At 64.0% G+C, this 15,484-nt stretch carries 10 protein-coding genes; 9 read left to right on the top strand and 1 reads right to left on the bottom strand.

Going from position 1 to position 15,484, the window contains the following annotated elements; genetic code table 11:
* Positions 1 to 121: 121 nt before the first annotated feature.
* Positions 122 to 925, bottom strand: a complete 804-nt coding sequence (locus GDH07_RS14260; RefSeq protein ID WP_022638930.1) for a helix-turn-helix transcriptional regulator — start codon at positions 923 to 925, stop codon at positions 122 to 124.
* Positions 926 to 1,130: 205 nt separating this feature from the next.
* On the opposite strand from GDH07_RS14260, the gene GDH07_RS14255 reads away from it, so the two are divergent.
* From GDH07_RS14255 to eprS, 9 genes are all read left to right on the top strand, one after another.
* Positions 1,131 to 2,495 (top strand): APC family permease, encoded by a 1,365-nt coding sequence (locus tag GDH07_RS14255; RefSeq protein ID WP_022638929.1) that lies wholly within the window; start codon positions 1,131 to 1,133, stop codon positions 2,493 to 2,495.
* Positions 2,496 to 2,504: 9 nt separating this feature from the next.
* On the top strand, positions 2,505 to 3,620 hold the full coding sequence (locus GDH07_RS14250) for a DmpA family aminopeptidase (RefSeq protein WP_152897955.1): 1,116 nt from the start codon (positions 2,505 to 2,507) through the stop codon (positions 3,618 to 3,620).
* Between the two features lie 286 nt (positions 3,621 to 3,906).
* Complete coding sequence (locus tag GDH07_RS14245; RefSeq protein WP_152897954.1) at positions 3,907 to 5,358, top strand: serralysin family metalloprotease; 1,452 nt, start codon at positions 3,907 to 3,909, stop codon at positions 5,356 to 5,358.
* A 93-nt stretch (positions 5,359 to 5,451) separates the two neighbouring features.
* The gene (locus GDH07_RS14240) at positions 5,452 to 5,838 is read left to right on the top strand and encodes an AprI/Inh family metalloprotease inhibitor (RefSeq protein WP_022638926.1); all 387 of its coding nucleotides are present in this window, start codon (positions 5,452 to 5,454) and stop codon (positions 5,836 to 5,838) included.
* A 210-nt stretch (positions 5,839 to 6,048) separates the two neighbouring features.
* A complete protein-coding gene (locus GDH07_RS14235) occupies positions 6,049 to 7,836 on the top strand; it encodes a type I secretion system permease/ATPase (protein ID WP_152897953.1) in 1,788 nt (595 codons plus the stop codon).
* 14 nt (positions 7,837 to 7,850) lie between these two features.
* Positions 7,851 to 9,167: an HlyD family type I secretion periplasmic adaptor subunit gene (locus tag GDH07_RS14230; protein WP_425502120.1), complete on the top strand. Its 1,317-nt coding sequence runs from the start codon at positions 7,851 to 7,853 to the stop codon at positions 9,165 to 9,167.
* A gap of 2 nt (positions 9,168 to 9,169) precedes the next feature.
* The gene (locus GDH07_RS14225) at positions 9,170 to 10,531 is read left to right on the top strand and encodes a TolC family outer membrane protein (protein ID WP_152897951.1); all 1,362 of its coding nucleotides are present in this window, start codon (positions 9,170 to 9,172) and stop codon (positions 10,529 to 10,531) included.
* A 47-nt stretch (positions 10,532 to 10,578) separates the two neighbouring features.
* Entirely contained in the window at positions 10,579 to 12,264 is a 1,686-nt protein-coding gene (locus GDH07_RS14220; protein WP_152897950.1) for a polyurethane esterase, read from the top strand.
* A gap of 133 nt (positions 12,265 to 12,397) precedes the next feature.
* Positions 12,398 to 15,394, top strand: a complete 2,997-nt coding sequence (gene eprS, locus GDH07_RS14215) for an autotransporter serine peptidase EprS (RefSeq protein WP_152897949.1) — start codon at positions 12,398 to 12,400, stop codon at positions 15,392 to 15,394.
* Positions 15,395 to 15,484 lie beyond the last annotated feature (90 nt).

The following is a 15,484-nucleotide window of genomic DNA, read 5'->3' as shown; positions in this document are numbered from 1 at the left end:
GGCGGTCCCCAGAAGGCCCTGTGGGCCTTGTCGCAGCTTCGCAGGCTCAGCAGCGGCTACAGGTTCGTGCTGCGTTTGGCCGCTGCCGCAGGCTGCGCACGGGTGCGCAGCGGCCGCGGGCTCAGGGGTTTTCCAGGTCGTGGCCCAGGGACTGGATGAACAACGAGAACAGCTCCGGTTGGCTGGAGATGTCCAGCTTGGCGTAGAGGTGCCGGCGGTGGACCTTGACGGTGTCCGGGGAGATCTTCAAGCGTTCGGCCATGGCCTTGGAGGAAAACCCGCGCAGGATCAGCCGGGCGATCTCCAGTTCCCGCTCCGACAGCACGCCACTGCCGAAATGGCTCAGGGCATCGCGGATCTGGCTGGCCATTTCCTCGGCGGCCGGCAGTTGCGGGCGGGCCTGGCTGTGCTGCCAGTGCTGTTCCATGAGGGGCAACACCCAGGCGGCGAAGGTGGTGAGCTGGCCGATGGCTTCGCTGCTGAACAACCGCTGGCTGCCCAGTGACAGCGACAGGGTGCCGGCCCCAGGCAGTTGCAGGATGAACTGCACTTCGTCCTCCAGCACGTTGTCGTGAAAGTAGTTGAGAAAGTACTCGCTCTGGCGAAAGTGGTCCGGCGCCACCTCTTCGAGACGGTACAGGCCGCTGGGGTAGCCCTCGCGACAGGCCTGGAAAAACGGGTCCAGCAGATACAGGCCATTGAGGTAGGTGAGCATCGACGCCGGCTTGCTGCTGGGTTCGGCGTCGTACTCCTCCAGCGCCCGGGGCGGGCCGTCCACCGGGTAGAAGATCGCCAGGGCGTTGTCGAACGGCGTGGCCTGGTGCAACAGCAGGATCAACTGCTTCCACAGGCGTGGGTGGCCGATCAGCGAGAGGGTGCGCCCCAGGCTGGCGTGCAGGCCGACTTCCCTGAACAGGTTACTCAAAGGTTTTACTCCAAGGTCTATTGCAAGTGTCCTGGCAGGGTTTCGTCGATTTGCCGGATGCCGTCAAGGGGGAGTACTCCAATAGGGGAATTGGTCGCCATCGCGCCACTGCCTAGAGTAGCTGCGGTCAAGTGCGACCCAGAGCGCACCCGCCCGATGAATCTCGTTCCTGCCTCAGACCAACAATAAGCACGAGGATAACGATATGAGCTCTCCCTCTGCGCCCGATGGCGCGCTGAAACCCACCTTGAGCGTGTTCGATGTGGTGGCCATCACGGTGTCTGGCGTGACCCCCGCCAGCTCGGTGTTCGTGATAGCCCCCTTCGCCATCCACCAAGCCGGCAGCGGGGTGTTCCTGGCCTTTGTCATGGCAGGCCTGTTGGCGCTGATGTTCGCCTTCTGCTACGCCGAGCTGGGCCGGGCCCACAACAGCGCCGGCGGCGAGTATGTGTATGCCAAGCGGGTGTTCGGCGGCCTGGCGGGCTACGCGACCTTCCTCACGGTGCTGGTGATGTTGCTGTTCATCCCGCCGGTACTGGCCACGGGTGCCGCCACTTACCTGAACAATGCCCTGGGCACCCAGTACGATTCCCAGACCGTAGCCCTGGTGATCGTCACCTGCAGCTACCTGCTGGGGATTCTCAACATCAAGCTCAATGCCTGGATCACCGGCACCTGCCTGTTGCTGGAAGTGGCGGCGTTGCTGGTGATCGTCTGGCTGGGGTTCGGCAACGCCAGCCAGCCGGTGAGCATCCTGCTGCAGCCGCAGATCGTCGACCATGGGGTGCTGCAACTGGCGCCCTGGGCCCTGGTGATCGGCGCGGTGGGTATCGGCCTGTTCTCCTATAACGGCTACGGTCCGGCAGTGTTGCTGGCCGAAGACATGAAGTGCGGCGGGCGTGGGGTGCACAAGGCAGTGCTCTGGTCCCTGGTGTTGGTGGTGATCATCGAGCTGGTGCCGCTCACGGCACTGCTCATCGGCGCGCCTTCGCTGAGCCAGATGCTCGCCAGCCCCGATCCCATCGGCTACCTGCTCACCAGCCATGGCAATGAAACCCTGGCCCGGGTGGTCAGCGCCGGGATCTTCCTCTCGGTGTTCAACGCCATCGTCGCCATCGTCATCCAGATCGGCCGGGTGGTGTTCAGCAGCGGTCGCGATGCCCTGTGGACGCCAGGCATCAATCGCCTGTTCACCCGCATCCATCCGCGCTGGGATTCACCCTGGCTGGCCACGCTGTTCCTGGCGATTCCCTCGGCGGTGCTCAGCTTCAGCTCGAACCTGGCGGACCTGACGTCCTTCAGCGTGCTGTTGATCATGCTGGTGTACCTGGTGGTGGCCCTCAGTGCGTTGCTGAGCCGCGTGTTGCTGCGCGATCGCGAGCATCCCTATCGCATGCCGCTGTGGCCGTTGCCGGCCCTGCTGGCGGTGATCGGCGCCGGCTACCTGCTGGTCAACCTGTTCCTCGAAGCGTCCCTGCGCGACATCATGGTGATCGTCGGCCTGCTGGCGCTGTCGGTGATCCTCTATGGCACCAATGGCCGGTACAGCCCGGCGTTCCAGAAACTGTAAGGAGTGGTTATGCGAGCACGTCAAGCGGGCATCAGCCTGGGGCTGGTAACACCTGGCCCGTTCAATGCGATCACCGATGTTCCGGGGGTGCGGGTCGGCCACAGCACCCTCAAGACCGAGATCGGCGGCAAGCAGGTGCGCACCGGTGTCACGCTGATCCAGCCGCGCGCCGGGCATGCGCGCCTGCAGCCGTGTTTCGCCGGCTGCCATGTACTCAATGGCAATGGTGATGCCACGGGGCTGGAGTGGATCCGCGAGGCGGGCACCTTGACCACGCCGATCGCCATCACCAACACCCATAGCGTGGGCGTGGTGCGCGATGCGCTGATCGCCCTGGAACGCGAGGAACTGGCCGATCCTTCGGTGTACTGGTGCATGCCGGTGGTGATGGAAACCTTCGACGGCCTGCTGAACGATATCTGGGGCCAGCATGTGGGGCCGCAGCAGGTGCGCGAGGCATCGGCCCTGGCCGAATCCGGGCCGGTGGACGAGGGCGCGGTGGGCGGTGGCACGGGGATGATCTGCCATGAGTTCAAGGGCGGGATCGGCACCGCGTCCCGGCGCCTGGCGCCGGAGCAGGGCGGCTACACCGTCGGCGCGCTGGTCCAGGCCAACCATGGCAAGCGCGAGGAGCTGCGGGTCGATGGTTATCCAGTGGGGCGCCAGTTGCGCGATATCGTCTCGCCCTTCGCCGAGCGCGGAACCCCGGGCATGGGCTCGATCGTGGTGATCCTGGCCACCGATGCGCCGCTGTTGCCACACCAGTGCCAGCGGCTGGCCCAGAGGGCGTCCGTCGGTATCGCACGTACCGGCGGTGGGACCGAGGATTCCAGCGGCGATATCTTCCTGGCCTTTGCCACGGGAAACCGGGACCTGCCGGCGGCGGACTATGCGCGCAAGGACCTGGGCTTCACTTCACCGCTGGCAATGCTCAACAACGATCACATTTCGCCGCTGTTCAGCGCTGCCGCCGAAGCGGTGGAAGAGGCGATCATCAATGCCTTGCTGGCTGGCGAGCCGATGACCAGCGCCGACGGCGTGCAAGTACCGGCCCTGACCCCGCAAATATTGAGAAATGCACTGCAACTCAGTGGTTGGAACAATAAACAAGTACCGGAAAACTGAGACACAGTTGGCATAATTCAACAGGGACGATATTTAATAATTAAATTGTAGATTGTCAGACAATGAGTGCTGCCCAGCAATTGAAAAGGGAGTGTTTCGACTGGGCAGTCATTATTTGCTGGAGTTTTGTGGAGCAGTGGAATTTGACGTCAAAAAAGTAGTGGACGCCCGATTTCAAATTGTGTCAGTTTCCTTGCGCCTACTTAGGGCGAGTGATAGGACGATCTCGCCAGGGATTGTCGCTATCGGACAAAAACTGTTCCATTGATTACAAGGAAGTGTGTTTATGTCGAAAGTAAAAGTGAATGACGCTATTGATGCAGCTGAACAACAACTGGTGCCACTGGCAGCAGCAAGTTCGGCTTATAACCAGGTCAATAGCTTCAGCCACCAGTACGATCGTGGCGGCAATCTCACGGTCAATGGCAAACCTTCGTTCTCGGTCGACCAGGCCGCCACGCAGATCCTGCGTGATGGTGCTTCCTACAAGGACTTGAACGGCAATGGCAAGATCGATCTGACCTATACCTTCCTGACCTCGGCTTCCTCGAGCACCATGTACAAGCATGGTATCTCCGGGTTCAGCCAGTTCAATGCCCAGCAAAAAGCCCAGGCCGTGCTGGCCATGCAATCCTGGGCCGATGTGGCCAACGTGGTCTTCACCGAGAAGGCCTCCGGTGGTGACGGCCACATGACCTTCGGCAACTACAGCGGCGGCCAGGATGGCGCAGCGGCATTTGCCTACCTGCCGGGCACTGGCGCGGGTTATGACGGTACTTCGTGGTACCTGATCAACAGCAGCTATACCCCGAACAAGACCCCGGACCTGAACAACTACGGTCGCCAGACCCTGACCCACGAGATTGGCCACACCCTGGGCCTGGCCCACCCTGGCGACTACAATGCCGGGAACGGCAACCCGACCTACAAGGATGCGACCTACGGGCAGGACACCCGCGGCTACAGCATCATGAGCTACTGGAGTGAAAGCAATACCAGCCAGAACTTCAGCAAGGGCGGGGTCGAAGCCTATGCGTCCGCTCCGCTGATCGATGACATCGCGGCGATCCAGAAGCTCTACGGAGCCAACTACGCCACCCGTGCCGGTGACACCACCTACGGCTTCAACTCCAACACCGGGCGCGATTTCTACAGCGCGACCTCGTCGGCCGACAAGCTGGTGTTCTCGGTGTGGGACGGTGGTGGCAACGACACCCTAGACTTCTCCGGTTTTACCCAGAATCAGAAAATCAACCTCAATGAGACTTCGTTCTCCGATGTTGGTGGCCTGATCGGCAACGTTTCCATTGCCAAGGGTGTGACCGTGGAGAACGCGATCGGTGGTTCGGGCAACGACCTGCTGATCGGTAACAACGTCGCCAACGAACTCAAGGGTGGTGCCGGCAACGACATCATCTACGGTGGCGGCGGTGCCGATAAGTTGTGGGGCGGTTCCGGTTCGGACACCTTCGTGTTCGGTGCCAGCACCGACTCCAAGCCAGGTGCGGCCGACCAGATCATGGATTTCGTCAGTGGCCAGGACAAGATCGATCTGACCGGTATCACCAAGGGCGCCGGCCTGCACTTCGTCAACGCCTTCACCGGCGCGGCGGGTGATGCCATCCTCACCACCTCCGGTGGTGTCAGCACCCTGTCGGTGGACTTCTCCGGGCACGGCGTGGCGGACTTCCTGGTCACCACCGTCGGCCAGGCAGCAGTCAGCGACATCGTCGCCTGAGTGAAGTAGGTGGAGGGCGGCGCACATGCGTCGCCTTCCTTTGTTGTATCGGCCCTGGGGCTGAGCGATTCTACTGCGCTGACGGAGTACCCTATGACCCCACACACCTTGAGTTGCAAGGCGGCCTTGCGGTTGCTGGCGACGCTGACGATGTTTTATGGAGCGATGATCATGGCAAGCAGCCTGCGTTTGGCGGACCCCTCGGAGCTGGTTGGACACTGGCAATTGCAGCAGGCGGCCCAGCCGGGCGAGTCCTGCACCCTGGACTTGCTGCAGGGCTCGGCCCTGGGCGATGGCGCCGAATGCCTGTCCAGGTGGATCGGTGAAGCCGCCGTGGGCTGGTTCCCCGAACCCGACGGCATCTCCATCACCGGGCGCGAAGGTTCCAGGGTGATCTTTTTCAGTCGCCAGCAGGAAGGCCTGTACGAAGCGCGCCTGAAAAGTGACGGCCTGATAGTACTGCAGCGCGCCGCTAATTAACGCTTGGTGATGTTCGTCTAGTATTCGACGGCCACTATTTTGTCTTTCGCTTGACCGACAGGAGTATGTTCGGGCTGCTGTTGCAAACAGCTGTCCGAATTGTCTGTGTCCGCAGGCTTTATGAACTAAGAAGAGCACTCTGTTAGTTATGTACTACATTGTCTCCTCGCAATCGAACGCGGATTAACAGCTCAGGGATATGGTTAAAAAATGGTGAAGAACACTCATCCCGCACCACTGTTCAAGGCACTGGGCGAATATAAAGGCATCCTGATCAGCGTTGGCTGTTTTACCGCGCTGATCAACTTGCTTATGCTGGTTCCTTCTATCTATATGCTGCAAGTCTATGACCGGGTGCTGTCTTCGCAGAACGAGACCACCCTGGCGATGCTGTCGCTGATGGTGGTGGGCTTCTTCGTCTTCATCGGCCTGCTGGAAGTGCTGCGCAGCTTCATCGTCATCCGCATCGGCAGCCAACTGGAGCGGCGCTTCAACCTGCGGGTCTACCAGGCCGCGTTCGAACGCAACCTCGCCCGCGGCGAGGGGTATGCCGGACAGTCCCTGGGCGACTTGACCCAGATCCGCCAGTTCCTCACCGGGCCGGCGTTGTTCGCATTCTTCGACGCCCCCTGGTTCCCCATCTACCTGCTGGTGATCTTCGCCTTCAACGTCTGGCTCGGAGTCATGGCCACCGCGGGCGCAGCCCTGCTGATCGCCCTGGCATTCCTCAACGAGGCCATGACCAAGAAGCCCTTGAGCGAGGCCAGCGGGTATTCGCAGCAGTCCACGCAGTTGGCCACCAGCCACTTGCACAACGCCGAGACCATCCAGGCCATGGGCATGCTCGGTTCCCTGCGCAAGCGCTGGTTCGGCGTGCACTCGCGGTTTCTCGGCCTGCAGAACCAGGCCAGCGACACTGGCGCGGTCATCAGTTCCCTGAGCAAGACCTTGCGCCTGTGCCTGCAATCCCTGGTGCTGGGGCTGGGCGCCTGGCTGGTGATCAAGGGTGACATGACCGCCGGGATGATGATCGCCGGCTCGATCCTCATGGGCCGGGCCCTGAGTCCCATCGACCAGCTGATCGCGGTGTGGAAACAGTGGAGCGCCGCCAAGCTGGCCTACAACCGATTGGATTCACTGCTGCGCGAGTTTCCTCCAGGTGACAGCGCCATGTCGCTGCCCGCGCCCAAGGGCCAGGTGAGCTTCGAACAGGTCAGCGCCGGCCCGCCCGGACGGCGCATGGCGACCCTGCAGCAGGTGAACTTCAGCATCAATGCCGGTGAAGTACTGGGGGTACTGGGTGCTTCCGGCTCCGGCAAATCGACCCTGGCTCGAGTGCTGGTGGGCGTGTGGCCGACCCTGGCCGGTACGGTGCGCCTGGATGGCGCCGATATCCACCGCTGGAACCGCGATGAACTGGGCCCCTACATCGGCTACTTGCCCCAGGACATCGAACTGTTCACCGGCAGCGTCGCCGAGAACATCGCGCGGTTTCGCCAGGCCGATCCGGAGCAGGTGGTCCAGGCCGCGCAGATGGCCGGGGTGCATGAGCTGATCCTGCGTCTGCCCCAGGGGTACGACACGATCCTGGGCGATGATGGCAGCGGCCTGTCCGGCGGCCAGAAGCAGCGGGTGGCCCTGGCCCGGGCGCTGTATGGCAGCCCGAGCCTGGTGGTGCTCGACGAACCCAACTCCAACCTCGACACCGTGGGCGAAAGCGCCCTGGCGGCGGCGATCGCCCAGCTCAAGGCCCGGGGGACCAGCGTGGTGCTGGTGACCCATAGGTCTTCGGTGCTGGCCCTGGCCGACAAGCTGCTGGTGCTCAATGAAGGACGCCTGCAAGCCTTCGGCCCCAGCCAGGAAGTGCTCAAGGCCCTGGCCGGCGCACAGCAAGCCCAGGCCTCGGAAGCACCTCGGGAGCGACCTACCGCAGCGGCTCCCGGCGGCTTGAGCATGAGCCGCCAGTACCAGGCCCCGACGCGGAATCAAGGCGCATGAGCAAGGACAGCAACATGATGATCGAACAGGACTACGTGCCCGAACGGGTCGAACGCGACGCCGGTTTCTTTGCCCGCCTGGGCTGGTTCCTGGCACTGGCCGGCGCCGGCAGCTTCTTCCTCTGGGCCGCCCTGGCTCCCCTGGACCAGGGGATCCCGGTGCAAGGCACGGTGGTGGTGTCCGGCAAGCGCAAGGCCGTGCAGTCCATGAGCAGCGGTGTGGTCAGCCGGATCCTGGTGCGTGAAGGCGAAAGCGTGAAGCAGGGCCAGCCGCTGTTCCGCCTGGACCAGACCCAGGTGGCGGCGGACGTGCAGTCGTTGCAGGCCCAGTACCGCATGGCCATGGCCAGCCTGGCGCGCTGGCGCAGCGAACGCGACAACCTCAAGCAGGTGGACTTCCCGGCACAACTGTCCAGCAGCGACGACCCACGCCTGGCGCTGGTGCTCGAGGGCCAGCGGCAGCTGTTCAGCAGTCGGCGCGAGGCCTTCATGCGTGAACAGGCGGGGATCCGCGCCAATATCGAAGGCGCCACCGCGCAACTGGCGGGCATGCGTCGGGCCCGTAACGACCTGGGCAACCAGGCCGACTCCCTGCGCCAGCAGTTGGCTAACCTGCAACCCTTGGCCGACAACGGCTATATACCGCGCAACCGCTTGCTGGAGTATCAGCGCCAGTTGTCCCAGGTCCAGCAGGAGCTGGCGCAGAACACCGGGGAAAGCGGCCGGGTGGAGCAGGGCATCCTCGAGTCCCGGCTCAAGCTGCAGCAGCACAATGAGGAATACCAGAAAGAGGTGCGTAGCCAGTTGGCCGAGGCCCAGCTCAAGACCCAGACCCTGGAGCAGCAGCTGACATCCGCCGGGTTCGACCTGCAGCACAGCGAGATCATCGCCACCGCCGACGGCATCGCCGTCAACCTTGGGGTGCATACCGAGGGCGCGGTGGTGCGCCAGGGCGACACCCTGTTGGAAATCGTGCCCCAGGGTACCCACCTGGAAGTGGAAGGGCGGCTGCCGGTGAACCTGGTGGACAAGGTCGGCACCCAGCTGCCGGTGGACATCCTGTTCACGGCCTTCAACCAGAGCCGCACCCCCCGGGCCTCCGGCGAGGTCAGCCTGGTCTCCGCCGACCAGATGATCGATGAGCGCACCGGCATGCCGTACTACGTGCTGCGCAGCAGCGTCAGCGACCAGGCCATGGAAAAACTCGACGGCCTGGTGATCAAGCCGGGGATGCCGGCTGAGATGTTCGTGCGTACCGGCGAGCGCTCGTTGCTCAACTACCTGTTCAAGCCCCTGATCGACCGTGCTGGTTCCGCCCTGACCGAAGAATAAGGATGTCGCGTCGCATGAGTAAGTTTTCCATCCTCGCTGCAACGTTGTCCTTGCTGGTGTGCCAGGGGGCCCAGGCCATGGGGCCATTCCAGGTCTACGAACTGGCGCTGCGCAACGACCCGGTGTTCCTGGCCGCCATCAAGGAGCGCGACGCCGGCCTCGAGAACCGCATCATCGGCCGTGCCGGCTTGCTGCCCAAGTTGAGTTACAGCTACAACAAGGGTCACAACAACTCCAAGGCCACCTATCCGGCTCCCCGGGGCGGTAGCCAGACCGACAAGCGCAGCTACGACAGCTATGGCTCGTCCCTGACCTTGCAGCAGCCCTTGCTGGACTACGAGGCCTACGCCAACTACCGCAAGGGCGTGGCCCAGGCGCTGTTCGCCGACGAGAACTTTCGCAGCAAGAGCCAGGAGCTGCTGGTGCGGGTCCTGGACTACTACACCAAAGCCTTGTTCGCCCAGGACCAGATCGACATCGCCCTGGCCAAGAAAAAGGCCTTCGACCAGCAGTTCCAGCAGAACCGCCACCTGTTCGAGCAGGGTGAGGGTACCCGTACCGACATCCTCGAGGCCGAGTCGCGCTACGAACTGGCCACTGCCGAGGAAATCCAGGCTCGGGACGAACAGGACGCGGCCCTGCGCGAGCTGGCGGCGCTGATCGGCGAACCGGCCATCGACGTACGCGACCTGGATCCGTTGCAGGAAGGTTTCCAGTCGTTCGCCTTGAGCCCGGCCAACTACGACAGCTGGCACGAAATGGCCCTGAGCAACAACCCGATGCTGGCCTCCCAGCGCCAGCGGGTGGAGGTGGCCCGCTATGAAGTGGAGCGCAATCGCGCCGGGCATCTGCCCAGGCTCAGCGCCTATGCGACGTCGCGCCAGAACGAGTCGGAGAGCGGCAACACCTATAACCAGCGCTACGACACCAACACCGTCGGTATCGAGATCAGCATGCCCTTGTATGCCGGTGGCGGCGTCTCGGCCTCGACGCGCCAGGCCAGTCGCAACATGGAACAGGCCGAATACGAACTGGACGGCAGGACCCGGGAAACCCTGATTGAACTGCGCCGGCAATTCAGTGCCTGTCTATCAGGGGTGAACAAGCTGCGCGCCTATCAGAAGGCCTTGACTTCGGCCGAGGCGCTGGTGGTCTCCACCAAGCAGAGCATCCTGGGGGGCGAGCGGGTCAACCTCGATGCGCTGAACGCCGAGCAGCAGCTGTACACCACCCGACGCGATCTGGCCCAGGCTCGCTACGACTACCTGATGGCCTGGACCAAGTTGCACTACTACGCAGGAACCCTGCATGAAGCCGACCTGGCCAGGGTCGACGAGGCCTTCGGTCAACGCCCGGTGCCCTAGGCCTTTGCCGAAGGACGCGGGCACAGGGATAAAAAAGGAGAAAGCAGATGAGCATCTTCGATTACAAGAACGCCCTTGGCAGTGCCGGTAAAACCCAGTACAGCGACGCCATCAACCTGGCCCTGTACGCCTCGTCCCCCACGGGACAACCCTTGCCGGGCACTTCCTGGCGACCGATCAGCGCGACACAGCTGGGCTATGAGGGCAACGTCAGCGCCCAGGGCACCATTTGCGGCGAGCAAGCCTCGGTCAGCGATGCCCAGGTGGAGATCCTCGGCAAGTACGACGCCAGTGGGCAGTTGCTGTCCATCGGCATCAGCTTTCGCGGCACCGACAGCCTGGCCGATGCGGTGAACGACCTGCAGGCGGCGTTTTCCCCGGGCTTTGCCGACAACTACAGCCGCCTGGCCTTCGACAACCTGCTGGGCAAGGTCGCTGCCTTCGCCGCTGCCCAGGGCCTGGCCGGCAAGGACGTGCTGGTCACCGGGCATAGCCTGGGCGGGCTGGGAGTCAACAGCCTGGCGGCCATGAGCGGCGAGCACTGGGGAGGTTTTTTCAAGGATGCCAACTATGTGGCCTTCGCCTCGCCGACCCAGAGTGCCGACAGTCATCAGGTGCTGAACATCGGTTATGAGAACGATCCGGTATTCCGGGTGTTGGACGGTACCCATTTCAACGGCTCATCCCTGGGCACCCATGACCGTCCTCAGGAATCGGCGACCAACAATATCGTCAGTTTCACCGATCACTATTCGTCGCTACTGGGCAAGCTGGTGCCCCAGAGCATCCTCAACCCCGCGTCCTGGTCGGCCCACAGTGCGGTGGACTACGCCGCGGGCCTGAATCGCCTTATCGCCTCGGATTTCTATGACCTGACCAATCGCGATTCCACGGTGGTGATCTCCAACCTGTCCGAGGGCAAGCGCGACCAGGTCTGGGTCAAGGACCTCAACCTCTACTCTGAGCAGCACAGCGGCAGCACCTTCATCATCGGCACCGATGGCAACGACCTGCTGCACGGCGGTAAGGGCAACGACTACCTGGATGGCGGCGCCGGCGACGATCGGTTCCGCGATGATGGCGGTTACAACATCATCCACGGTGGCCAGGGCCATAACGTGCTGGAGCTGCGCCAACCCTTGCAGAATTTCTCCATCGCCAACGACGGCGACGGCACCTTGTACATCCGCGATGCCTACGGCGGTATCAGCATGACCCGCGATATCGGCGCGCTGGTCAGCCACGAGCAGGGCAGCTTCTGGCAGTGGGGCGGTCGGGACGTCACCTACAGCCTCAGCGCCGACGGCATGTTCGACGGCCATGCGTGGTACGCCTACAACCATTCCCTCAATGGCGATGGCTATGGCAACACCCTGCTGGCCGGCGTCGATGGCGACTGGTTGTTCGGCCATGATGGCAACGACTTCCTGGGTAGCGACAGACCCAACGTGACCTTCGTCGGTGGCAGCGGCAACGACGTGATGCAGTCCGGCGGTGGCGGAGTGAACACCTTTTTGTTCAGCGGCAACTTCGGCGATGACCTGATCCACGGTTACCAGGCGAGCGACAAGCTGGTGTTCATGGGAGTGCCGGGGGTCGATGGCCATTTCGACTACAGCCAGCACCTGTCCCAGAGCGGTGGCGACACCTTGCTCAAGGTGGGCGACTACTCGGTGACGCTGCTGGGCGTCGGCATGGAGGGAGTCAACGGCTCGAGCTTCGTTTTCGCCTGAAGTCCAAGTAACAGGCCGGGGCGGATGACCGCCGCCGGCTCGATGGCCGCGGGCTTGCGGCCAGGCAATGCAGCGACATACCGATCGACCTGGAACGGGCGATCCGACAACAAAAACAAGAGAAGTCATCGACATGGATGTGAGATGTGATCAGCTCAAGACGCTGACGGGCACCCTGTGCCTGGCGTTCGCCACCGGGTTGCCGCTGTCGGCTGCGGCGGCCTATCAAGAGTCCGGCCGCCTGGGTGATTCCGCCAGCTGGCGTTCGCTCGAATACCAGCAGGATTGGGGGCTGGAGCGCATGCAGGCGAGCCAGGCCTACGCCGCCGGGATTACCGGCGCCGGGGTCAGCATCGGCGCCCTGGACTCGGGATTCGATGCCGTCCACCCCGAGGCCAGCCCCGGACGTTTTCACTCGGTTACCGCCACCGGCCAGTACCTGGACGGCACCCCGTTCAGTGTGTCCGGGGTGCTCAATGGCGCCAACGACAGCCACGGCACCCACGTCACTGGCACCATGGGCGCGGCCCGTGACGGCGTGGGCATGCATGGCGTGGCCTTCAATGCCCAGGTGTATGTGGGCAACACCAACAAGAACGACAAGTTGCTGTTCGGCACCGACCCCGATCCGCGCTATTTCAAGGCGGTCTACGGTGCCCTGGTGGATGCCGGGGTGCGGGTCATCAACAACAGCTGGGGCAGCCAGCCCAAGGATGTCAGTTACCAGACCCTGGGTGATTTGCGCGCGGCCTATGCCCAGCATTTCCAGCAGGACACCTGGCTCGACGCCGCCGGCGACGTGGCGCGCCGCGGTGTGATCAACGTGTTCAGCGCCGGCAACAGCGGTTATGCCAATGCCAGCGTGCGCTCTGCACTGCCGTACTTCCAGCCGGAGCTGGAAGGCCACTGGCTGGCGGTGTCGGGCCTGGACAAGAACAACCAGCAGAAATACAACCAGTGCGGCATCGCCAAGTACTGGTGCCTGGCCACCCCGGGCGCGGCGATCACCAGTACCGTGCCTGGTGGCGGCTATGCCACCTACAACGGCACCTCGATGGCCGCGCCCCATGCCACCGGGGCCCTGGCCCTGGTGATGGAGCGTTATCCCTACCTGAACAACCAGCAGGCCCTGCAAGTGCTGCTGACCACCTCGCGCCAGCTCGATGGCTCGCCGACCCAGGGACCAAGCGACCTGGTGGGCTGGGGGGTACCGGACCTGGGCCGGGCGCTGCATGGCCCCGGGCAATTGCTGGGGGAATTCGACGTCAACCTGGGACGTGGGCAGGGCGATATCTGGAGCAACGGAATCTCCGACCAGGCCCTGGTGCAGCGCCAAGCCGAGGATGCCGCGGAACGCCAAGCCTGGCAGCAGACCCTCAAGGACCGCGGCTGGGAAAATGGCCTGACAGCGGGAGCCAGCCAGCAGGATCGTACTGACTACGCCCTGGGCATAGCCCGGGACGCGGCCGCCGCGCAACGGGTCTACCAGGGTAGCCTGGTCAAGTCCGGCGCCGGTTGGCTGGTGCTTGCGGGGGACAGTAGCTACCGCGGCCCGACCCGGGTCGATGGCGGGTTGCTGGCGGTCAATGGCAACCTGCAATCGACGGTGACGGTCAACGCCGGCGGCACCCTGGGCGGCAACGGCCGGATCGCTGCCCTGACTGCCAGCGCCGGGGGCGTGGTGGCGCCGGGTAATTCCATCGGTACCTTGAATGTCGCCGGCAACCTGGATTTGCAGCCGGGCTCGACCTATCGGGTGGAGCTGTCGCCCACGGCCAGCGACCGGCTTGTGGTTGGCGGCCAGGCGAGTATCGCTGGCGCCAATCTCAGCCTGGTGCCCGAGGCCCAGCCGAACCTGCTGGCCGGCGGCCCGGTGGCGAGCCTGGTGGGGCGCCAGTTCGACATCCTGCAGGCCGCGGGCGGGGTCAACGGGCGCTTCGCCCAGGTCCAGCCCGGCTACCTGTTCCTCGGAACCTTGCTCGATTATTCGGCCAACGGCGTGCAGCTGGACGTGACCCGCAGCGCCGCGACCTTCGACAGTGTCGGGGCCACGGCCAACCAGCGCGCCAGTGGGGGCGCCGTGGAGCGGTTGGGGCCGGGCAACCCCGTGTACGAAAGCCTGTTGCTCTCGACCTCGGCGGACCAGGCCCGGGATGGCCTGCGGCAGTTGGCCGGGGAGATCTACCCGGCGCTGGACTCGATGCTGCTCAGCCAGGGCGCGGTAGTGAGCGATGCCCTGGGCGAGCGTGCGCAAGGTGGAGCCCTGCAGAGCAACGCCGCTGGCACCACATCGGGCGAGCCGGGTGCTCAGTTCTGGCTGAAGGGCCTGGGCAGTTGGGGGCGGATCGAGGGCGTGCAGGGCAGTGAATCCTACAGCAGCTCCCTGGGCGGCCTGCTGCTGGGCCTGGACCGTGACTTCGACGAGCAGACCCGGGCCGGCCTGGCCGCCGGCTACAGCGACAGCTCCCTGGGCATGGGCGGCAGCCATTCCCGGGCCACGGTCGACAGCTACCACCTTGGTGCCTATGCCCGTCACGACCTGGATCAGTGGCGCTTGAGCCTGGGTGGCAGCTACAGCTGGCACCGCGCCGAGGTCCGGCGTGACCTGGACTATGGCCAGGTGTCCGGTCGCCAGCGCGCACGGCTCGATGCCCGCAGCCAGCAGCTGTTCGCCGAGGCGGCCTATCGCCTGGCGTTGTCGGCGGTGCAGTTGGAACCCTTCGCCAGCCTGACCTACCAGCACCTGGATCGCGATGCCTTCCACGAGAAGGGCGACGCTGCGGCACTGCATGCCGGTGACGAGCAGCGTGATGCCTGGCTCAGCACCCTGGGCTTGCGTGGGCGCCAGCAATGGCAACTGGGCCCGCAACAGGACCTGCAACTGGCGGCGAGCCTGGGCTGGCAGCACCGCCTGAGCGGAACCCAGGATCGCGAGCACCTGGCCTTTGCCGGTAGCGACTTGCCGTTCCGGGTGCAGACGGCGCCGGCCTTGCGCGACGCCGCGCTGGTGGGCCTGCAGGCCCGGGTCGGGCTGACCCGCGACCTGGATCTGAGCCTGGACTACCAGGCACGCCTGGCCAGTCGTGAGCAACAGCATGGAGCTGGGCTCAACCTGCAGTGGCGCTTCTGAAGCGCCATGGCCCTGGCCGGTCTGCGGGCTTGCCGGCCAGGCGTTGCAATACGGAGTTTGACCAACGCAGTTTTTCATCAATGCAACTAA

The organism is Pseudomonas piscis, assembly GCF_009380155.1.
GTDB classification, from domain to species: Bacteria; Pseudomonadota; Gammaproteobacteria; order Pseudomonadales; family Pseudomonadaceae; genus Aquipseudomonas; species Aquipseudomonas piscis.
Note: the sequence above shows the minus strand (reverse complement) of the source record. Positions and strands in the feature narration are given on the sequence as shown.